Here is a 22,589-nt window from a genome sequence, read left to right on the forward strand (position 1 = left end):
AGTCATTGGAGAACTATAGAGGAGAGAGTCAGTGGGCTATTACCTATAAAGACATGTTCCTGTCTGTTGCAGGAGCTGTATATGTGAAGCTTATCCAAATCAGCCAGATTCCAGGTGAGCATGCCAAATTATATGCAGAGGCTGTTTTAGACAGCGAAATAGATGAAAATGAATTCCACGCAATATCAGACGAGGTGTTTTTAACTTATCAAAGAGGAAGTGAAAAAGGAATCTTATTTAAAGGGATTGTCGATTACATTTCCATGAGAAAAGATGGCGATGAACGCATCCTTTGCCTGGAGGCCTGGGATTCCACCAGGTATATGGATATCGAACGCAGGAGCCGGGCATTTCAAAATCCTCAGATGACCGTTAAGCAGCTGGTGGATGAGGTCATGAATACCTATGAGAATGCGGACTACATGATCAATGTACCTGATGTTCCCATTGCCCAGGTTTTGATTCAATACGAAGAGACTGACTGGGAATTTTTAAAACGTTTCTTCTCAAAGTACCATGCGGCCATTTACCCGGACACATCATTTTCTGCTATTCGGTTTCAGGTGGATGTAAATCCAAGTCCTGAAAACTGGGACTGGGATGATCTGCCTTATACTGTGAGACAGGATTTTAACTGGCTGAAATCTATGAAGGAAAATGGATTTGAAGGTCTGACAAAGGCACAGGCAGTTACTTATCAGGTGGATACTTATGACATTGCCATCATGGGCAGTCAGATTACATATAAAGGAGCTTCGTGGTATATCGCTTCCGTTGAGAGGATGTTAGATCATGGAATTTTGATAAACAGGTGTTTGTTAAAGCAAAAGGATGGACTGCTGGTCATGCCTTATTTCAACCAGCGCCTTACCGGAATTTCCATTGATGGCATCATATCGGGAATTAACCGCGATAAGGTTCAGGTAAATATGGAAATTGACGCAGGCAGCGGAGGGGCCAATAACTACTGGTTTCCATTTTCAACAGTAGCTTCATCTCCTGACGGCAGCGGCTGGTACTGTATGCCGGAACAGGGGGAAAGCATCCGTGTGTATTTTCCGGTGGATGATGAAAAAGAAGGATATGTTATTACCAATATTAAGCCTCATGAACCCCAATCCCAGTCGGGGAGCAGCATGGGCGGGGCAGCACCGGATCCAATGGGCAATCCAAATGTCAGGAGCATTTCCACAGCCCAGGGCAATCAGGTTCAGTTTACAGAGACAGGGGTTGTAATATCGGCAGGAGATCAGGGCAGTGTGTGCCTTAAGAAAGACGGAAGTGTGGTGCTGAACGCCATGAATGATATTTGCATTTCTGCAGCCGAAAAATTACAGTTTATAGCCCAGAATGAGCTCACTATTACGGCTCAGACATCAATTAAGATGATCAATGATGCAGGTGCAGACTTTGAAATGACAGCCGGAAAGATTGAACTGCACGGTAAATTGATTCAGGAGAATTAGGAGGCGGTCTTATGGCATATGCATTGGATCAGATTTGCATAGAGGGATTGACATTTGAAAAACTGGAAGAACTGAAGATTGAATGCCGCCCCGGAGAGCATGGGAGTCTGTATATCAGCGGTTTCCTGTCGGAAGACAAAGGAAAGAATACATTGTTTGAAATGAATGAATACGCTCCCATATCGGTTTCTGTGCAGGTGAAAGGTAAAAAGCAGACAATCTTTGCAGGAGTAGTGACAGAGGCAGTGGTCCAGGGCTCTGGAGCCTTTCACCACATAGAAGTAAAGGCAAGAACTTACAGCTTATTCATGGATTTAAAAAAGAAATCCAGATCATTTCAGAATACAGCCATGACCTATGGACAATTAATTCATGCTGTTTTAGCAGATTATCCGGGCAGTGACATCAATCTTACAATTGAGGACAAACCCTTGGGGGAGATATCCGTCCAATACAGAGAAACAGACTGGGTATTTTTAAAGAGGATGTTATCACAGCTGAATGCGCCTCTGGCCTGTTACCCTGGTATGGAGCAAATTAAGCTTTACGGCGGAATTCCCTCCATGGCGCAGGGGGCCTGGGGATATAAACGGGTCAGAGCGGAAAAAGAGATGGGGGTCTGCAATTACTGGCAGCAGCAGGGAGCGGCTGTAGGGGATGTGGATTTTCTGATTTATACAGTAGAGACTGATCATACCCCAGAGCTCTTTGAACAGATTAATTACCAGGGAGAGTCACTCAGGATTCGAGGATTTAACTATACGCTGGAACAGGGCTTGCTGCACTGCCGATGTGAGCTTCAGAAACAGACAGGTATTTTGGAGGCCAAGCAGTATCCCATGCATTTAATCGGAGCAGCTCTTGAAGGAAAAATTCTGGATGTGGCGGGAGAAAAGGTAAAAGCCCAGTTGATGATTGACGGGGAAAACAGTCAGGGTTCTGTATATTGGTTTTCATACTCTACCTTATCTGCTTCCCCCGATGGAAGCGGCTGGTATTATATGCCGGAACGGGGAGACCACGTCAGAATTTATTTTCCGTCAAAGCATACGAAAGATGTAATTGCCGTCAGTTCAGTCAGTGACTATGACGGAACCGGTGGCGGCGGATCGGGGGGAGACCGGATGGGATCTCCGTCCACCAAATATTTAAGCAACGTCCACGGGCAGGAAATGAGTCTGGGGGAAGACGGAGTTAATTTAACATGTGCCGGAGGTGCCGCCAGTCTGAAAATTGGAAAGGATGGCAAGGTATCACTTTCTGCCCAAAGCGAAGTCATGGTCGGAGCCCAGAATAATATAGACATTACGGCGGAAACAGATGTGGTGCTTCATGGCAGTAAATGTGTATCCATCATGTGCTCCCAGGGCGGTCAGATTCAGGCGGCAGAAGATGGAAACCTGTATATCAAGGGGACTGAGGTAAAGATAGATTAGGAGGATGCAGATGACCAGAAATGAGGCATTGGAGCAGTTCAGAGAAAACGAAAAAAAGGCAATGGATCAAATAAAAGCAGAATTCTGGAATCATACCCAGGAACAGGCAGAGACTCTTTCCGCCGTTTTAAAGCAGGTATTTCGCGGGGTCAGGAAAGCAGCAGAGGAATCAGAAAAGGAAAAGATCATGTTTATGTACTTTTCTCTGCTGAGGACAGACGTACTGAATCAAAGTTATCACGTCCTGGTCCAGGCTTTTGATGCCAGATGGTATATGGATACAGAGCCGGTCTGCCTTACTTTTTCCCTTGATTTTCTTTTCCGGGTTCTTCAGCCTTTTAGGGATCAGTGCAGGGAAAATATCAGAAAATACATGGGAAAAGTGAATCAGTATGATGTAGAAAACTTATATCAGGATCTGGTTATGGAGTGCAATTCCATGCTGTCGGCCCAGCTTCGCTTTATGTTTCGGGATGTGGAACAAAATAAGGATTTTTCAGAAATACCCAAGGAAGAATCCTGGAGCATCCGCTGGGGAGAATATCGGGATAACAGCGAGGTGATTGCCAGCGTTGACCGGATACCTAAGGATCAGAAGGAGTGGGAGCGCTCTGTTCAGAAAGCAGCCAGCCAGGAAGATGAGATGGTTTCCGGCTATTGGTACAAAACCAATTTAAAGGATTCCATATGCCAAAACCAGTGTTTGTATTTTACGGTTTTTGAAGATTGCAGCTTGAAACATGTGGTTTTTGACGGCTCCAATTTAACCGGAGTCCGCTTTAAGAACTGTCTGTTAGAAGAATGCAGCTTTAAAGGTGCGGTTTTGCGGCAGGCGGATTTTGAGGGCTGTATATTAAAAGATAACAATTTTGACGGTGCAGATATGACTCATGCATCCTTCACAGAAAAAGAGGTGTTGGAAATTGATATCAGCCCGGAACAGGCTGAAGTCATTATAACCTGGCAGGAGGTGGCAGCCCAATGAGATTTTTTACGATGCAGCAAGATATCACATTGCCTGATGTGATTCAGTTTAGAGAGTTTGATATCTGTGGTCCAAGACATATTTTTTATAAAGAGGATGAAGCTGATTTAAATGACTCCACCGTGATGTATTTAAAAGAGGGAGGGGAGACGATTCCGGACTTTATTCAAAGTCCTATTGCTCTGGTATCAGATAAAGTCAAAAGGGTTTTAGATATGTATGAAGATGACATGGTGTTTAAGATTGTGGTTTTTGCAAACAAAGAGGAAGAGACCATGGTACTTTACCATCAGCTGCTTTTGGAACGGTTGGATATGTTATCTGACCAGACAGAGTTTTATTCCAATGGCAGCATAAAACGGCTGGCTCTGGATGAAAAGAAAATAGGAGAACACAAGGCATTTATGCTGGAAGATAAGAGGTTTCCCCATCCGTTTATCAGCCTGGAAGTGGCAGAAAGCCTGCTTCGCAGACATGTGGTTGGAATCATTTTGAAGGAAGTAGAGGTGATTTAAATGCCGGATTTAAAGGATACCTATGTGGTTCACTGCTCCAGTGCTACCTGTACCATGGGAATGCGTCCTTCTTACGTTGTATTACGCCAGTCCCACGGTGTATTCATGCGGGGGCAGGCATTGATGACGGTAAAAGACTGCCAGCCAGAGGTTAACATCATTTGCTTTGGAGGGTGCTTCAGCATGGAAAATCCCTCCACCATTGCAGCGGCAGAGGAAGTAAAGAGACAGATAGAGGAAGAAGCCCCGGATACGTTTATCGATAAGGTTATGAACCGTTTTGGGGGAGGGAAGAGTAAACAGGCAAAACAGAATGATCCTTCGGCAGCTTTTGAAGGCATGCCTCAGGTAGTGGGAAAGTGTGAGCCCAAGATTGTGGGAGGCCAGGAGTGGGATAACGGGAAAGAAGATGTGGAAACTGATTCAGCCCATTCACTTTTGGGAGAAGCGAAGATTTTCTGCATGTATGGAGGCGAAATCAAATTGGAAAACGCAGGACAGCCAGAAGCCGGAGGTTGAGAATGAGGCAGCAGTATGAAAAACAGGCTGTGAACAAAGGAAAAGGGGGTAGCCATGAACCTAAGATATAAAGAGCTGAAAATAGAGCTGGCATTGGAAGGTATCATTGGGGTTGAGTCCTTTCATCTGAAGGAAGGCTTAAACCGTCATGCATTTCTTTCCATGAAGCTCCTGGCTGTTGAAGAGGATACGGAACAGATTGTTGCGATGGCTTCTGCAGAGCCTATTGTCATTACTGAAACAGAGCGAACAGGCGGGAGGATTATCTTCCAGGGAAAGATAGAGACCGTCCGGCTGGAGGTGGAACATGGTCTGCCTTATTTATACCTGGAAGCGTATTCCTTTACAAAGGACTGGGAGCGGGTGGAGAAAAGCCGAAGCTTTTTAGATGGCTCCAAAACCTACATAGAAGTGGCCAAAAAGGTCCTTTTGGATTATGGCAATACTGATATCAAAGATGAAGTGACCAGTGGAGCGGTCATTCCTGAGATGCTTTTGCAGTATGAAGAAAGCGACTGGGTATTTCTGCGGCGTTTAGCCAGTCATTTTGGTACATATCTCATTCCGGATGTTTCTGCTGACTGCGGAAAGGTCTACTTTGGCGTACCACAAATTAATTATGGAAAGACTCTGAACAGTGAAGATTATGTGATTTTGAAGGACATGGCTCATTATGCCAAAGTATTGCGTCCAAAGGAAATTCTCCCGCAGGAAGCGGCTCAGTGGGAGATTCGCGGCCGTGAGTTTTTGTGGATGGGAGAAGAGGTTCTGTTTAACCAGATTCCTGTAGTGGTAACAGATGTAGACATTGCAACGGAATATGGGGAACTGATTTACCGGTATAAGCTTTCAAGAAGGGACGGAATGAAACGGGATAAAGAAAAGAATCCCAGGATTTATGGAATGAGCATTCCGGCTACTGTTAAGGAGCGCAGCGGGAACCGCATTCGGGTTCATTTTGATATTGATCCGGTGTATGAAGGAGGAGCAAAGGAAAAATACTTCACATACGCCATAGAGAGCAGCAGTTTTTACTGTATGCCAGAGGAAAACAGCAGAGTACATATATATTTTCCGGATCATGACGAACAGAGTGCCATTGCGGTTCATGCCATTGGCAGCGGCGGAGGAGGTGGCGGAGGCGGGAAAAAACCTGATAATAAGAGGTTTTCCGACCCAAGCGGCAGCGCTATGGACATGACTCCTCAGGATTTTAGCTTTACTTCTGACTCAGGAGGTTCTTCTGTTCTGTTTATCAGCGGCAGCGGTTCTGTGACCATGAACGGTAAGGATATTAATATAACCACCCAGAAAGGAATGATGGCAGGAGAGGGTGGTGAGAGTCCAACTGAAAATCTGATGATTTGCGGCGGAAATAAGGTTACGTTAAGTATTGGTGACGGCGGAGCTGACATGATAACCTTGAATACAGAAGCCAATATTGTATCCGCTTTTATCAAACAGTCCGCAGATTTAAAACCGGCGCCTCAGCCATCGGCAGAGTCTATAGAGGCAGAAATCACTGCTGATGATGAAAATAACCGCAATGCCATGAATGATGCGGTTAAAAATGATTTGGTTGCAAAAAAGCAATCCAGCAAGCAGAAATTTATAAAGGGTTTAAAGAGTATTGTGACTGTAGTGGCGGTTACTGCATTAGTGGTGTGTACCGGAGGAGCAGCGGCCGTTACTCTACCATTTGTTCTGGCAGCAGGAGCAAAAACAGTGTTTGCAGTGGCAGATATGGCAGAGGGAGTAAGCGGACACAGCCAAGTAAATGCCCTGGATACGTCCCAGCCTGCGAACTTTTTGCGGGACAGCGTGTTCGGGGGGAATCAGGCCCTTTATGATCTGGCTTCTATGGGTACGGATATTATCTTTGATGTGGTTTCCGGAAAAGCATTAAAAGGAGCCGGTGCATTAAAGAAGATGGAGGATCTTTTCTGCAAATCAGGAAAGGTCGCCAATATGGTCGCCAAAACAGGTGTCCAGGTTGTAAGTGGAATGATTGAAGACTACATGGTAACGGGGAAGATCAATCCTGTAAACACATTGACGAATATGGCCATAGGTATGACAAAAGGAACCCTTGGTTCATGGCTGAAAGGAAATGTTGTCAGCAATCTGGGCCTTAATTCCAGAGTGGCTCAAAAGATTGCAGGAACCTTTATAGGTGCCGGAATTGATACAGGACTTGATATCAGCGTTGACAGCTTTATGGGAAGAGAAACAAACCTGATGCAGTCATTTTCTCAAAATCTTGTGGCAAATGGATTGGCGGAATATTTTGGTGAACCCATTGATGCTGTGACTGGTGGTTTTCTGATTGCAGCTACAGATTTCATTATCAGTAATTATCGGGAGTCTATACGAATTGCCAGAAAATACAATTCCAGCAATCAGACGGAAGGAATACTGGGAAAAGGCTGGGTATTTCCTTATGAAGGAAGATTCTGCAAAGATGGAAACTGCGTCCATGTGACATTGGAAACAGGTCATAGCCTGATTTTTGAGTGGAATGGAGAAACCTATCAGAATGTTACAGCGGGATGTGGTTGGTTTGTGCTACGGTCAGAGGAGGAAGAACTTCATCTATATGACCGAAAGAACCACAAAGAGTATCATTATGATAAAAGGGGTTACTTGTTATTCATTAAGGATCGGAATGGACAGGCCATTACGTTTGATTACTGCAATGAGAACCTGGAAGGAATCACCACAGCTCTTGGATATCACTTAAATCTTTCTTACCGGGAAGGTCGCCTGATTCAGATTATGGATAATATTGGGAGAACCATACAGTACCGTTATAAAGATGGACTTCTGGCTGATGTTGTTCATACGTCTCAGGGAGTCACCCACTATGATTATGACGGGAATGGTTATCTGATAAAAGCCACAGATCAGTCGGGTATTACTTATTTGGAGAACCAGTATGATTACAAAGGACGGGTTATCTTGCAGACTCTTGCCAACGGTGATATATACAGGGCAGAGTATCTGGAAGATGAGAGGAAAAATAAGGTTTATACCAGTGTTGGTGACAAAACTGTGGTTTATACTTACGGAAAAAAGGGACAGATCACCCAAATGTCTTATGCTGATGGGACAGCAACCACTTATGAGTACAGTGAGGATGGAGGATACCGCACCGGGAAAATCAGCCGGCTGGGACATGAAACACGCTGGATTTATGACGAAGCAGGACGGAAGATTGAAGAGCATAAGACGGGTGGTTTAAAGACCAGCTATTCTTATGATGGGGAAAATAACTTAATTGCTGTCTATGATAATTCAGGCCGTGAATGGCGTTATGAATATGATGGCAATCATAACCGGACAGAGGAACGTGAAAAGACCGGAGACGGAAATGGCTGGGCAAAGAAAAGCTTCTGTTATGACCGGAAGGGCCGTTTGATTTCAGAAGTGGATGCTCTTGGAAACGAAAAGCTGTACAGTTACAAGGATGGACAGGGAAGTCCATACCTGATCCGTCAGGCAGATGGGGAAGAAATTTCCCGTGAATATGACTCCATAGGCCGCAAGATGGCGGAAGAAGACAGCTATGGGCGTACCGAGTTTGGCTACAATCCAGGCAATTACCGAACGATGGTTCGCAATCCCCTGGGACATGAAACCCACTGGATGTATGATGGAGCCGGACGTATGCAGGCTATGTATTTTCCAAAGGCCTGGAGGGAGAAAAAGGGAGAATACAGTTACAGATATGATTTCTTGAATCGTCTGATCGATACGGTACGGCCTGATGGAAGTCATGAACGGCAATACAGGGATGGGGAAGGAAACATCCTTAAGAAAGTGCATCCAAATGCCTATCAGCAGGAAACGGATGACGGAATTGGAATTTCCTACGATTACGATGCAGACGGAAATCAGATCAGGATTCACTATCCGGATGGAGGCTGTGAGCGATTCTTTTATGATGCAGAAGGAAACAGGATTAAGCATGTTCTGCCGGAATATTATCAGAGTGAACTGGACGATGGGGAGGGCTATCGGTACGAATATGACCCGACAGGCCGTTTGCTGCAAGTGCAGAATCCGGAAGGATATGTAGAAGCGGCTTATACCTATAGTTTGAGTGGTAATGTGCTGACAGAGACTGATGCGCTGTGGCGTACTACTTATTACCGTTATGATCTTCGTGGAGATGTGACGGAGATTTTAAGGCCTGCCAGGGAAGAACAGGGAAAGGTATTCTACCAGAGGACTTCCTTTGCTTATGATGCCAATCAGAATAAGATCAGGGAGCAGCGTTTCGGAGGATGCTGGAACTTAAACGGAGAACTGATTCGAGAGGGCGGCAGTAGTCTTACATTAAGTTTCTCCTACGATGAAAGAAATCGCCTGATCCGTGTGGAAGATGGGCTGGGAGCCGTGGTATGCTACCGTTATGATGGACGGGGAAACAGGATTTATGAAGAGAGGAAGATCAGTGATGAGGTGAAGCAGGTCATCCGCTGTTCCTATTTCCCGAACGGATATTTAAAAGAGCGGAAGGAAGAGCTAAACAGTGGCCTTGAGCCGGTTCCGGGTGAATCAAAATTCGCTGTAACCAGATTTGAATATGATGAAAATGGAAACAGGACAAAGATTGTCACTCCTGAAGGATATGAGATATTCCGTGAGTATGATTCTTGTAACCGTTTGATATCGGAACGAAGTGTGGATAGGGAAAACGGCATAGATCGGACAGTTTCCATTTCCTATGATGTTGCTGGAAATATAACAAAGGCGGTGAGACAGGGAAAAGATGGGGAGCCTTGGGAGATTCAGTATGATTATGACTTGAAGGATCGGATTATTCATGTTGGAGACTGCCTTGGACCGGTATTTCAGTATGAGTATGATAAGAATGACCGGGTGGTGAAAGAGGTACTTCCTCAGGCGGAGAATGAGCAGCAGGATATGGAGCATGCGTATCAGTATGCCTATAATTACCGGGGAGATGTTTTAAGCCGCAGGGATGGGTCTGCCACAGAACAGGAGAGGAATACTTTTTATTCTGATGGACGGGTCGAGACGAAGACGCTGGCAGATGGGAATGTGTTATCCTTTACCTATGATGATTTAGGGAAAGAAAAGGAGATTGCCAGCAGCCGGAGTAGAAAGGCTGGAGTGGCAGCCCAGACGTTTGTTTATGATTCCAGGGGAAGGATTACTGGTGTGATCAATGGAAACCAGCAGTATGTAGGGTATGATACAGACAGTTGGGGGCGTGTCACCAGGACGAAAAACCCGGATGGAGGAAAAGAAGGTTATACTTATGATTACGCAGGGAATATTACCAGTACGGTGGATGCCAATGGGAATACCATCCGCTATCGGTATAACAGTCAGGGGAAAGTATGTGAAATTGTAGATCAGAATGGGAATGCTGATAAGTTTTATTATGACCGTGAGGGGCGTTTATCTCTGTATATTGACCGTATGGGAACCAGGCGGAAGAGTACTTATGATATCGATGGAAATTTGGTTATGGAGGTGGCTGTTGATAGCAGCGGGGAAAGAAGGGAGACCCGGAGCTATGAATATGACAGTATTGGAAATCTGAGAAGGTCCATCGCTGGAGGGTTTGTTTATCAGTACCGGTATCGAGCAGATGGGAAACTTCTGGAGAAGACTTCGTCTGGAAGGAGGCTGATCTCCTGTACCTATCATGCAGATGGGAGTTTAAAGAGCCTGACGGATGTGACAGGAAAGACGGTGTTCTATAGTTATGACTGGAGGGGGAAACTTCAGAGCATTACAGATGAGGTAGGAGTGAATATTGTCCGGTATAGCCATAGTGCTGATGGAAGGCTGAGGGAAATCAGGCATTTCAATGGGATAAAGACCTCTTATGAGTATGATACGGACGGGAATATCACTCGGCTTGCCACACTTGCAGAAAATGGATCGATTCTTTGTGATCTACAGTATGAATACGACTTAAATGGGAACCGGATATCCAAAGCAGGAAGTCAGCTGATGCAGGGAGAGGGAAGTCTTCGGGATGTGGTGGTCCGTTACCGTTATGACAGTATGGACCGGCTTCTGGAGGAGGAATACGACGGAAAAGCGGAACATTACCAGTATGATCAAAGTGGAAACCGATTATCATATCAGACGTTTGACTATGAGGAAAGCTACCGTTATAATAATAGAAACCAGTTAATCAGCCGGAGTACAGCAGAGGGGTCTGTTTCCTATACCTATAATCTCCAGAGTAATGTAGTGGAGGAAAGAGGAGAGGAGGGAACTATCAGCTATGGCTACAGTCTGTTTAACCACCAGTCATATGTAAAGACAGCGGATGGCCAGACACTGGAAAGCCTGTATGATGGGGAGGGATTACGGGCCGGAACCATCCAGAATGGAAAGAAATCCACGTTTCTGTATTATAATGGGGAACTTCTAGCGGAAGAACGGGGCGATGAGACTGACCGTCTGGTTTTAGGATACGGTGTTGCAGTAAGCGAACTGGGACATTCATCAGGCTACCATGCATACCATCTAGATGAAAAGAACAGTACGGCTTTTATTACTGATTCGGCCCAGAAGATAGAAAACCGTTATGATTATGATGCCTTTGGAGTTATCCGTAATAAGACGGAAGATATTTATAACCGCATTTTTTATACAGGCCAGCAGTATGATCAGGTGACGAGCCAATATTATCTGAGATCGAGATTTTATAATCCAGTGGTAGGCCGATTCCTTCAGGAAGATGAGTATCGTGGAGATGGATTGAATCTGTATGCTTATTGTGATAATAATCCAGTGGTTTATTATGATCCTAGTGGGTATAATGGGGTTTGCGATGACCAGGATAAGACGGTTAAGGATGTTAATGAATCAAATGAGGATTTGGGGGGAGACAAAAAAACCAAAAAGTTAAATGAATGGCTAGCTGATGATAAAGAATTACTAGATGAAGTTACAGAATGGTATAATGAAAAACCAGAGTGGTGGGGAATTGATCCAGAAAATACAGATGTATATTATAGAACACCACAAGAAGTGAAGGAAATAAGGAAAAAGGCAGGAGAAAGCGGGGGACATCATCCACACGGATTAGCATTAGGAGGGCCAGAAGGACAAAAACTCACACCAACAGGTGAATCAGTAAAGGTTAAAAATCCAATACATAGCCAAGTAACCGGATTACAAAGACGTGTTATAAATCGAATAAAGAATTAACGAATGCAAGGAGGTATTATGAATAAAAAATATAGTGAATTTATTAGTTGGGCCAAAGATAATGGTTGGGATATAACTTTCAAATCTGAATCGGGATTAGAATTGGCTGATAATATAATATCAAGGTATAAAGAAATTCCCCAAAGTTATGTAGAATTTTTAAAAGGAATTAAGCAATGTATAGCACCTAGTGAGAAAACTTGGTTTATATGCGAGGATGAGTATAATAATAACTCAAATATTGCATTTAAATGGAATGAATTTGAATTATTAAGTCTGGAGGCCGCAGAAAATGATAAAGAATGGAAGACAGAAATAGTTTCCTGGTGGGATAAACATTTGCCCATAGTTATGTCAGTCGATGAAGGATATTCTTTCTATGCAATTGATTTAAACGATAATATAGGCTCTATTGTACAAGGATTTGAGCCTGAATTCGAAGAAGTTGAAAAAATAGCTAATAATATTGAAGACTTTTTTGAATTAATTATTACTGGTACAATAGAATTATTGTAAAGGAAATGTAATATTTAGGCAGAATTAAGGAAAATATCTCCAAACTGATATTAAATTATTCGGTTTGGAGATATATGATAAAAGTGGAAATAGGCTAAAGATTGTCAATCCTGAAGGTTTTCAGATATTCCGCAATTATGATTCCTGCGAATGTATAATATCGGAACGCAGTGTAGATATAGAGGCTTGCATGAAATATTTAATGGATAGAATTCCCTGGTGAAAAGTCACTCCATTAAAATCACAGTTCTAGAGAGAATTTAGTAATTTACCTACCCGTATACTGCCAGTAAAGCCGCTTCAGTAGAAAAACGCTTCTTCAAAAGCTAACTGTGCAGTTATAAGATTAATGTATTGAGATAATATCGGGCTGTCTGTTTTTGGCGGCTTTTGTATGAGAGTTTCGGTTTGGGAAATCAGCTTCATTTCCCCTTGCTTTTCTCCTTCTGATTTTTACAGTGTTACCAGTAAGCAGAAATGTGCTCAAAAACAACCATATTCAGTAATTCCTGCTCATTCATGAGATTCACCTCCTTACCAACGTACATTACTGGAATATCCATCAAGAGTCTATACCAGTATCTACCAACAATAAGCCCCAAAAACAGCAGAAATGAACAATAGTCATGATAGGTGGAGATTCAAGGCACATCTGGCCAATTTTATCATATTCTGATTACCTCATATAAGAACGTTCTTTTGTAATTTCTTTAAAATTGTAGCCTTAAAATGAATTCAGTAATTTGTCTACCCGTTATACCATCTAGGATATAGTTTCGCAGCATGCGAGTTGGGAAATTCCTCGGGTTACCATGCCTAACATCTGGATGAAAAAAACAGTATGGCTTTTATTACTGGTTCGGCCCAGAAGATAGAAAACAGTTATGAATAAAATGCCTTTGGAGTTACCCGCAATAAGACGGAAGATATCTGTAACCGCATTTTTTATACAGGTCAGCAACATAATCCGGTGGTTTATTACGATCTCAGTGGAAATAATGGAGTTTGTGATGACCAGGATAAGATGGTTAAGGAGGTTAATGAATCAAATGAGGGTTCGGGTGAAGTTTGGGACATGCCACGTGGTGGTACAATTGATGAGAGATAAGATAGATCGGATTGCCATAGATAGTAAAGATGATTATAGACTTATATTGCTTATTACCGATCATCTTGATACCATTAATAAGCAGTTTATAGGTTTACTCATTTAATAACCTAAATACATCACAGAAAAGAGGAAAAGAAATGTTTGATTTTATTTTATGGATTATTATGATTGGGGTAGGTTTCCTGTTACTTATTACACCAGCCGAGAAGCTAAAACAGCAATATCCCAAAATGCCGTCCACAAAAGCAGCAAAAATTATAGGTGGAATTATATTCGTTGTTGGAATTTGTATTTTAGCGATTCAGATTTTTATGTAGCTGGGAAAGATGTAGACTATAAATGAAGATGAAATTGCAGCAGAAGTAAATATATTGAACTATATCCAATTAAAAAGCTTTACATATTACATTAAAATTTTAGAATTAGGAATGTTATTTACAGCATGTATCCTGTTGTTTAACAAGAAAGAGAGGAAAAGAAATGTTTGATTTTATTATATGGATTGTAATGATTGTGATAGGGGCAACGTTGCTGATAACGCCAGCGGATCGATTGGCACAGAAGTTTCCCCAAATGCCATCGACAACTGCAGCAAAGATTGTTGGGGGAATTATTTTAGTAGTTGGCATAGGTATTTTAGTAGTCCAGATTCTTTCATGGCTAGGGAAAATATAAGAGAAACAATACATATGATTATCAGAACCAAAACGGAGATAGCTCAAGCGCCATCTCCGTTTCTGATAAATATGAATATAAAATACTCAGGAAATGTCGAGGGGAAAATGAAAAAGATACAAGAATGTAAACATATTTTAGTAATGGTAGTAGTTCTTTTAATTTCAGCATATACTTCCGCCTGCTCCTTCTCAAACGCTTCTGCCCCTCAGGCAGAAATGCAGGAAATATCTGAAACGCAGTCAAAATTAGCTGATGCATCGACAGTCCAGGCAGCGGGAGCGGCCGGGTTCGATTCACCAGAGCAGGCTGTTAAGGCTTATCTGGAGGGGCTTAAGACCAGTAATTTTAAACTTATATCAGACTCCTTTGCAGAAGAAAACTATTTGGACGATGTTTTGCGTCAATACTTAATTCTCAGCCAGTTGGATTTACCCACTGATAGCTACATACAGTTGAATGATGCTGATGAGGTAAAACAATTTCTGGAGAAGCTGGAGGTTCAGCTGGAGGCAGTAGATTTAGGAAGCATGAAATTGTTGGGATTTATACCTCCCGAATCACTCTTAGATATATATGGTACGGAGACGCATCAAAAAAATATGATCAAACAGGCAGAAAAGTATGGTGGTGACAATATAGAAAGTTGTGTGGCTGTCATTGAACTGGAAGAAAATAAATATATTCTTTCATTTGATGTGATAGAATTCGACAGCCGATGGGTTAATCTGCAATTAGGCGGGATTTTTGCTCATATGTCAGGTTTGGACAGTAGTGCGGCCGGAGCTGCGTTATTGGATACAGAAGATGAACGGATGCTTAAGAATTTTATAAGCGATTCCTCAAAAGACCTATTTGAGCCCGGAATAGAAGCATCCGATGTAGGGAAACCGACAGAAGTCATTTTTGAAATGGAAGGATTTGATTCCCCCCAATTGGCTGCAAAAGCCTATCTGGATGGCTTTAAAGCGTATAAACCAGATCAGATGATAAGTACATTTTCTATAGAAAGCTATGTAGATCACTATGATTTACAGGAAAGTTTAGAACATGTTCAAGCTTATGTATTTATGCACCAGGAATTCAATCTGCCTGCTGTAAATGATTTTTCAAGAAGCTTTAATATCCAAAGTAGAAAAGAGCAAATTACCAGGGATATAGCAGGACAATATGCTGCTCTTCATATTGTAAATGAAGGATACTTCGGAAATTCTGATTTTTTGAAAGACGGAGATACTTCTGATGAAAGTATTTCTTCAGAACAAATAGATTTAAGTTCCATGAAAATCCTGGGTTATATTCCTCCAGAAGAACTTTTAGAGGAATATGATGCCGATAGCCTCCTGAATACCAAAGCACAGCAGACAAAAGTTTGCGGTGCAGACGAAGTAGAAAGCAGCGTTGTCATCTTTGAATTTAATGGAAATAAGTATTGTTTCTGTTTTGATGCAGTACAATATGAGAATAAGTGGTATATCAGGTGGCTTGGCGGTGATATTTCCACATTGTTGGGTATACCCAACGATCTCGTAGGAATCATGCCGATTGATGCATTGGAAAAATCTGAGGTTGAGAAATTAATTGTCCCTATCGCGTGATAGAAAGAAAAAAGGTAATTTAAATTAAATATCAATGATACATCACATTAGTGGTACTCTTAAAATACCTATTGCTGCCAACTCTGAATTTAAATCGAGTCCACTTGCTTATTCAAAAGTCACAAGTCTTCTATATCCACATCAGAGATTGATACCTCCATGAGGTATCATACAGCCTGGAGCTGACTCACATTGACGTAAGAAATATTCCCGGAATGGGAAAGAATTCATAAAAATACCGCTGTCCGGCATCTAACCGGAACAGCGGTATTTTTTCAATATTACAAAACCTTTTCAAGAAATGATTTAGCCCGTTCTGTAGCCGGATTTTTAAAGAAAACATCCGGAGCAGAATCTTCTAAAATCACGCCGTTGTCCAGAAAGCAGATCCGGTCGGAAACTTCTCTGGCAAATCCCATTTCATGGGTCACCAGCATCATGGTGATACCGGTGTGGGCCAGACTTTTGATTACCTCTAAAACTTCCTTAACCATCTCCGGATCCAGGGCAGAAGTAGGTTCGTCAAACAGCATAATTTCCGGTTCCATAGCCAGAGCCCTGGCAATGGCAACCCTCTGCTTCTGACCGCCTGAAAGCTTGCCTGGATAGACATCAGCCTTCTCTTTAAGCCCCACCCGGTTCAGCAGTTCCATGGCCTTTGCAACAGCCTGTTCCTTTGGAACCCGGTTTACTGCAATAGGCGCATAAATCATATTTTCCAGCACTGTTTTGTGAGGAAAAAGGTTAAAGAGCTGGAACACCATGCCGATATTTCTGCGGATGGACTGGATATCCGCTTTGGGAGCGGTGATTTCCTTGCCCTGAATGAAAATCTGTCCGCTGTCAGGGCGTTCCAGTAAGTTTACACACCGCAGTATGGTGGATTTTCCTGAGCCGGAAGGACCGATCAGGGTGACAACCTGGCCTTTTTCAATGGAAAGGTCAATGCCCTTTAAAACCTGGAGCGCTCCGAAATTCTTGTGGACATCATTAAACTTGATCACTTTTGTTTGCCCACCTTTCTACCTGTCCTCCGATGCCGGAGAGAATCATAACGAGAATATAGTAAATTGCTGCAATGACCAGATAAGGCTCAAAGAACCGGAAGGTCATTACCGTAATCTGGTCGGCGGCACGGATCAGTTCCACGGCTCCGATATACGATAAGATAGAAGACTCCTTGAGCAGGGCAATGGATTCGTTGACCAGACTGGGCAGAATGTGCCGGATTGCCTGAGGGATAATAATATCCTTCATCATTGCCCGGTATCCGATGCCCAGGGACATGGCTGCCTCATACTGGCCCTTGTCCACTGCCTGAATGCCGCCGCGGAAGATTTCCGATATGTAAGCGGCAGAGTTTAAGCTGAAGGCCAGAATACCCGACTGCACGGCAGTGGTGGGCAGGCCTGTCAGCTGGGGCAGGCCAAAATGTATAATACAAAGCTGTACCATCAGGGGTGTGCCCCGGAAAATCGAGGTATAAAAGCGTCCGAACAAAGTCAGGGGTTTTAATCCGCTGATCTTCATCAGTGCCAGCAGGATGCCCAGAATAAGGCCGACCACTGCACAGATGCCTGTAATTCTTAATGTAAGCAGCAAGCCCTGAAGCAGAAAGGGCCAGTACTGCCATACGTTGCTAAAATCCAAATTCATGGCCGAAAACTCCTTTTTCGTAGTGCTCCCTTAATAAAATTCCTGCATCCGATGAAGTAGGGATCAGTCAAGAATGAACTGCTCGCTTAAATGAGCCTTGATGATTTCGTCCAGTTCTCCGTTTTCCATCATTTCCTTTAAGGTGTTGTTAACGGTATCGTAGTATGGAGACTCTTTGGGGAATGCGATGGCAAAGCAGTCATCGGTCTTATCCAGAAGGCTCATGGAAAGGCCTTCATTGGCTTTTAAGAATTCCAGAGCGCCTGCGCCGTCAATGATGCATGCATCTGCTCTGCCGCTTTTTACCTCTTCGATACAAGCCGGGCTTCCCTGAATACCAACACCCTTTACGTTGGGAATGGTTTCAGCTACCTGCTGATAATTGGTTCCGAAAGCGTAAGCAACTGTCTTTCCGTCAAGAGAAGGCAGGTCAGGATAATTGTCCTGGGAACGGTAAACAATGGCATTTCTTGGATAGAAGTAAATCTCTGAGAAATCAGCGCTTTTCTTACGTTCCTCAGTGGGAGCCATGCCGCCGATGGAGAAGTCGATCTGCTTGGACTGCATACCAGCCATCAGGCTCTTAAAAGGCATGTCCACAAATTCTACCTGTCCTCCGTTTTTCTCAACGATTGCGCGTATTAAATCCACGTTCATGCCCACATTGGTCTTGGCTCCATTTGATGCCATTTCAATGGATTCAAATGGAACGAAGGTGGCACTGCAGCCAACCTTGACTGTAACACCCTCTAAGGCGTTGGAAGCTGCTGCTTCGGTGGAAGATGATTCAGATGCCTGGTTGGAAGTTTCTGATGAAGCCGCTGAGGTAGCAGGTGCCTGGGTAGCGGCAGAACCGGAACCTGAGGAGCAGCCTGTTATGGTGCCTAAAATGGCAGCGCAGGTCATTAAAGCCGCGCATGTTTTCGCAAATAATTTCATAATTATACTTTTTCCTTTCATTGAACGTGGTATGGGATACATTATAATATCATAAAAATACACTCAGTTCAAGTATTTATTCATCATTGTCATTTCCGCCAAAGAGGTGGGAGCGGTTGACATGAGAAGAAAGAACGGATAAAATGATAGGGCTTGGAAAATAAAAAAATTATACATTGAGGAGGCAGACGCATATGATCGGGCTGCTTGATGGAAAGCAAAATGGCGAGGGAATCCGCTGGCCGGATGGAAAGCGGATTGCCGTCATGCTTACCTTTGATTTTGACGCTGAATTTTTAAGGATTTCCCGTGCAAAGAGCAAGGGAAAAGAAATCGGATTCAGCGATTATTCCCGGGGGCAGTACGGCCCTCATGAAGGGATTTACCGCTGTCTGGACATGCTGGATTCCTACGGTGTGCCTGCCACATTTTTCGTGCCAGGCATAGTGGCGGAAACCTATCCGGAACAGGTTAAGGAAATACATCTGCGCGGCCACGAACTGGCCTGCCACGGCTATATGCATGAATCCCAGTGGGGGATTTCCAGGGCAGAGGAAGAGGAAATATTAGAAAAGAGTGAGGAAGCTTTAAAAGCCATCACAGGAAAGTGTCCCGTTGGACACCGGGGACCGGAGAGCATCATCCATCCTTTTACCCCGGAGCTGCTTCATGAGAGAGGATATTTATACAGTTCTTCCATGAAGGACTGTGACTGGGCATATCTTCATCAGGTATCCGGAAAAGAAATTCCTTTGGTGGAGCTGCCGGGTGATGTGATGATGGATGACTTTACTTATTATTACTTCACTTTTTCTGATCCCGCTGTAAGAGCCATGTATACCAACCGGGAGGTTCTCGGCAACTGGAAGGCGGAATTTGACGGCCTGGCACGTGAGGGAGATAAGATACTGGTGTTTAAGCTCCACCCTCAGATGATCGGGCGGGCCAGCCGCATCGATATGGTCGGCAGGCTGGTGGCCTATATGCAGCAGCGGGGGGCATGGATTGTCACCTGTGAGCAGGCAGCCCGCTATGTGCTGGAACAGAATAAGGAGGTGCAGTCATGGTAAAATGGCCGGATGGAAAACGGATTGCAGTTATGCTCGCCTTTGATCTGGATGCAGAAACCATGTGGACCACCAGAGGCGACGGCAATGCCGACCACATCACCAATCTTTCACGAGGGGCTTACGGCCCTAAGCAGGGGGTTCCCCGGATTTTAAATATGCTGGATGTTCACAGGGTAAAGGCTACCTTTTTCATTCCCGGCGTTGTAGCTGACGATTATCCTCAGGTAGTAAAGGAAATCGCCCGCAGAGGACATGAAATCGGCTTTCATGGATACTTTCATGAGGAATCCACGGAAACCACCTATGAGCAGGAACACGCCACTATGGAGCGGTGTGAAAAGCTGTTTTTGGATATGACAGGACAGAAGCTGGCAGGACACCGGGCTCCCGGGGGAGTGATTCACGATTACAGCTTACGGCTGTTTTTGGAGCATGGATATATTTACAGCTCCAACTGGCGAAACCAGGACGGGCCATTTCTCCATTCTATTGACGGGAAAGAGGTTCCACTGGTGGAGCTCCCTAAGGATTCCATTTTTGATGATACTGCCTATGACTTTTACACAGACAGCCCGCCGGAACGGTATGAATTAAAATCCCCTGGCGAAATGTATGAGATCTGGAAGGATGAATTCGACTCTCTGGCTAAGGAGGGCAGGATGATCAATTTTGTGCTGCATCCTCAGTTTATGGGCCGGGTCAGCCGGGTGGATATGCTCAGTAATCTGATCGGCTACATGATTGCCAACGGAGCGTGGATTGATACCAATAAGGCGGTGGCGGAACACGTGCTGCGCAGCCGGGGTTTTGATGTGGGTGAAGAAAAGAATATGCAGAGGCGGTAGCCGGAATCAAAAAGCATGAAAAAATCCCGGAGAGATATGAAATCTTAATCTCTCCGGGATTCGTTTACTCATCAATTCCGACGATTACGGAAGTGGCTTTGATAATGGCATAGGCTTCTTTTCCTTTTTCCAATCCCAATTCTCTGATGGAGCCCATGGAAATGGTGGAAGAGATTATGTTTCCTCCGCCGATGTCAATTTGTACGATTCCGTTTACAGCACCTTCCTGGATGCTGACGATGGTTCCCTTTAACTGGTTTCTTGCGCTGATTTTCATAAAAAGGTCCTCCTTTGTAAATGGAATTCACGTTAGATGTTATGACATAAATATACCACATATTTCAATTTCCATAAAGGCTATAATTCCTTTTGATCCCCCTGATCTTCCTGAAAATCCCGAAAAGAAAAAAGGGCGTGCAAATTTTGGCGCTTAGAGTGTACAATTTTGGCACTTGGGTTGAAATCTGTTTGAATTAGGTATATATTGGAATTACCGGTAAACAAAAAGTTTTTCTGATAAAATGCAGCGGAGGCTGCCAGGCCCTTAGGAGGGAAGTTCCAAAGGTCCTGTACATTTTACAAAGCCAATAGGGGGGGCTTCGTAGAAGGAGTTTGAATATATTTCATTTGGGCCCAAATGAAGCATTAAGTTTTATTCACCATCGTACTTATTACCAGTTTTATAATCATCTCTGGCCCAGTTTGGAGCATTAATTGGGCCGGCTTTTTCATTTCCATTTTTTGCAGCGCCCTGTATTTCCGGTACTTGTGCCTGCTCATTTTTGGGACGATTCATTTTTTCACGGTTTTCTGTTCCGTGATTATCAGGATCGTAGGGACTTGGACGTCTCATGCCTGCTTTTGCCATAATAACACCTCCTTGTATACCCGTAGTTTTTGTATTTCCATGGAAACTATACGGGTGCAGGGAGGATTTTTTTATTGAAACATAAGCCGCCAAAAGGAAATGAACTCTTTTTGGCGGCTTTTGCCTGTTTAATAGTGAATGACATTTTCAGCTGCACGTATATTTTCTATGACTTCTTCCGCTTCGCTGCTTAAAAAATAATCCAATGTGGTTTGAGGAACTAAGGTTTTAAGAAGCTCCATGTGATTGTCCTTGATTGCCTTGCGGACTGTGGAAGCGCTGATGGGTGCGCCGCCGGATTCTTTTCGCGGAATCACGATGCACTGCACTCCGGCCTTTGGAAGCTCCTGCTGCATAATATCATTATAAATTCCCGTCACCTGGCTGTTAGGTTCTTCACCCACATACCGTCTGTTGATTCCCAGGGCTTTGGCGATCTTTAAAAAGATGGTCAAATCCAGCATGGCATGTCCTGTAATAATATCGGTCCCATCCTTTTGGAAATAGCTGGGAAATGTGGAATTGCTGACAATATAAGGGCCGGTGTCATGGTAACAAATGTTGTTTAAATGTTTTGTTCCCTCGATAATCAGTTTCTTTCTCACAGAAAACGGGATAAGGCTGGCATCCTCGCTGACGATAAATAAATGTAACACATCACTTTCAGCCGCAGCCTTTTCCAGCAGATATAAGTGCCCCAGAGTGAAGGGGTTTGCATTCATAACAAGGCCGGATACAACACCTTCCTGAGCAGAAAGTTTACCTGTATCAACTTTTAACTGATCTAAATACTGGGAAAAGCCTGTTTTGCGGTTTTCCATAAATACAAGTCTGTCTTCAATCCGCACGATCTCATAAAAACCTAAATCTCCAAAAAATTTTGCAGAGTCGCACTTGGTATATAAAAATACATGGGTATTTCCCCTGTCGCACTGAATTTCCATCAGATGTGACACAATGGTATTCATCAGCCCTTCTCCCTGATGGGAGCTGCTGACAGCCAGACAGCGAAGGGTGTTTGCATAGCAGCTTCCCGTGGCAATGACATTAAAATCCTCATCGTAAACGGCACAGGTGTAGTCCAGGTTTCCATCCCGCCGGATTCCTTCTGCGTGCAGCAGTTCATCAATCTGCTGGTGGCCCTTTTTATCACTGGGATAAACTTTTGATACAATGTATTCTGCCAT

General features: G+C 43.7%; 18 protein-coding genes. 12 read left to right on the plus strand and 6 right to left on the minus strand.

The genetic code is table 11. From position 1 onward, the window contains the following. The first annotated feature begins 5 nt into the window (after positions 1 to 5). From V7M78_RS16700 to V7M78_RS16745, 10 genes are all read left to right on the plus strand, one after another. Positions 6 to 1,466, plus strand: coding sequence for a contractile injection system protein, VgrG/Pvc8 family (locus tag V7M78_RS16700; protein ID WP_333651500.1), 1,461 nt, complete (start codon positions 6 to 8; stop codon positions 1,464 to 1,466). An 11-nt stretch (positions 1,467 to 1,477) separates the two neighbouring features. Then, positions 1,478 to 2,902 carry a phage late control D family protein gene (locus tag V7M78_RS16705; protein ID WP_333651501.1) on the plus strand — a complete coding sequence of 475 codons (1,425 nt, stop codon included), beginning with the start codon at positions 1,478 to 1,480 and terminating at the stop codon, positions 2,900 to 2,902. 10 nt (positions 2,903 to 2,912) lie between these two features. Beyond that, on the plus strand, positions 2,913 to 3,887 hold the full coding sequence (locus tag V7M78_RS16710; protein WP_333651502.1) for a pentapeptide repeat-containing protein: 975 nt from the start codon (positions 2,913 to 2,915) through the stop codon (positions 3,885 to 3,887). Then, complete coding sequence (locus tag V7M78_RS16715) at positions 3,884 to 4,402, plus strand: hypothetical protein (protein WP_333651503.1); 519 nt, start codon at positions 3,884 to 3,886, stop codon at positions 4,400 to 4,402. Before V7M78_RS16710 ends, V7M78_RS16715 begins: the two co-directional genes overlap by 4 nt. Further along, on the plus strand, positions 4,403 to 4,921 hold the full coding sequence (locus V7M78_RS16720; protein ID WP_333651504.1) for a DUF4280 domain-containing protein: 519 nt from the start codon (positions 4,403 to 4,405) through the stop codon (positions 4,919 to 4,921). A 54-nt stretch (positions 4,922 to 4,975) separates the two neighbouring features. After that, the gene (locus tag V7M78_RS16725; protein ID WP_333651505.1) at positions 4,976 to 12,124 is read left to right on the plus strand and encodes an RHS repeat-associated core domain-containing protein; all 7,149 of its coding nucleotides are present in this window, start codon (positions 4,976 to 4,978) and stop codon (positions 12,122 to 12,124) included. Between the two features lie 18 nt (positions 12,125 to 12,142). Further along, positions 12,143 to 12,640 carry an SMI1/KNR4 family protein gene (locus tag V7M78_RS16730; RefSeq protein ID WP_333651506.1) on the plus strand — a complete coding sequence of 166 codons (498 nt, stop codon included), beginning with the start codon at positions 12,143 to 12,145 and terminating at the stop codon, positions 12,638 to 12,640. Positions 12,641 to 13,888: 1,248 nt separating this feature from the next. After that, a complete protein-coding gene (locus V7M78_RS16735; protein WP_333651507.1) occupies positions 13,889 to 14,068 on the plus strand; it encodes a hypothetical protein in 180 nt (59 codons plus the stop codon). Positions 14,069 to 14,231: 163 nt separating this feature from the next. Further along, positions 14,232 to 14,426 carry a hypothetical protein gene (locus V7M78_RS16740; RefSeq protein WP_333651508.1) on the plus strand — a complete coding sequence of 65 codons (195 nt, stop codon included), beginning with the start codon at positions 14,232 to 14,234 and terminating at the stop codon, positions 14,424 to 14,426. A 14-nt stretch (positions 14,427 to 14,440) separates the two neighbouring features. Next, the gene (locus V7M78_RS16745; protein ID WP_333651509.1) at positions 14,441 to 16,024 is read left to right on the plus strand and encodes a hypothetical protein; all 1,584 of its coding nucleotides are present in this window, start codon (positions 14,441 to 14,443) and stop codon (positions 16,022 to 16,024) included. A 281-nt stretch (positions 16,025 to 16,305) separates the two neighbouring features. Here the strand turns inward: V7M78_RS16745 and V7M78_RS16750 are convergent, their stop codons facing one another. The 3 genes from V7M78_RS16750 to V7M78_RS16760 all read right to left on the minus strand — a co-directional run bounded on the left by V7M78_RS16750 (position 16,306) and on the right by V7M78_RS16760 (position 18,619). Next, a complete protein-coding gene (locus V7M78_RS16750; protein ID WP_333651510.1) occupies positions 16,306 to 17,028 on the minus strand; it encodes an amino acid ABC transporter ATP-binding protein in 723 nt (240 codons plus the stop codon). Then, positions 17,015 to 17,680 (minus strand): amino acid ABC transporter permease, encoded by a 666-nt coding sequence (locus V7M78_RS16755; RefSeq protein ID WP_333651511.1) that lies wholly within the window; start codon positions 17,678 to 17,680, stop codon positions 17,015 to 17,017. Before V7M78_RS16755 ends, V7M78_RS16750 begins: the two co-directional genes overlap by 14 nt. A gap of 63 nt (positions 17,681 to 17,743) precedes the next feature. Further along, on the minus strand, positions 17,744 to 18,619 hold the full coding sequence (locus tag V7M78_RS16760; RefSeq protein WP_333651512.1) for an ABC transporter substrate-binding protein: 876 nt from the start codon (positions 18,617 to 18,619) through the stop codon (positions 17,744 to 17,746). A 194-nt stretch (positions 18,620 to 18,813) separates the two neighbouring features. Here V7M78_RS16760 and V7M78_RS16765 point away from each other — a divergent pair, with 194 nt between their 5' ends. After that, positions 18,814 to 19,689, plus strand: coding sequence for a polysaccharide deacetylase family protein (locus V7M78_RS16765; RefSeq protein WP_333651513.1), 876 nt, complete (start codon positions 18,814 to 18,816; stop codon positions 19,687 to 19,689). Continuing rightward, entirely contained in the window at positions 19,683 to 20,534 is an 852-nt protein-coding gene (locus V7M78_RS16770) for a polysaccharide deacetylase family protein (protein ID WP_333651514.1), read from the plus strand. Before V7M78_RS16765 ends, V7M78_RS16770 begins: the two co-directional genes overlap by 7 nt. Before the next feature lie 64 nt (positions 20,535 to 20,598). Here the strand turns inward: V7M78_RS16770 and V7M78_RS16775 are convergent, their stop codons facing one another. The 3 genes from V7M78_RS16775 to citC all read right to left on the minus strand — a co-directional run bounded on the left by V7M78_RS16775 (position 20,599) and on the right by citC (position 22,589). Then, positions 20,599 to 20,811, minus strand: coding sequence for a TOBE domain-containing protein (locus tag V7M78_RS16775; RefSeq protein WP_333651515.1), 213 nt, complete (start codon positions 20,809 to 20,811; stop codon positions 20,599 to 20,601). 375 nt (positions 20,812 to 21,186) lie between these two features. Further along, positions 21,187 to 21,402 carry a hypothetical protein gene (locus V7M78_RS16780; RefSeq protein ID WP_333651516.1) on the minus strand — a complete coding sequence of 72 codons (216 nt, stop codon included), beginning with the start codon at positions 21,400 to 21,402 and terminating at the stop codon, positions 21,187 to 21,189. A 128-nt stretch (positions 21,403 to 21,530) separates the two neighbouring features. Then, complete coding sequence (gene citC / locus V7M78_RS16785; RefSeq protein WP_333651517.1) at positions 21,531 to 22,589, minus strand: [citrate (pro-3S)-lyase] ligase; 1,059 nt, start codon at positions 22,587 to 22,589, stop codon at positions 21,531 to 21,533.

The organism is Lacrimispora sp. (genome assembly GCF_036758025.1).
In the GTDB taxonomy this organism is placed as follows: domain Bacteria; phylum Bacillota; class Clostridia; order Lachnospirales; family Lachnospiraceae; genus Lacrimispora.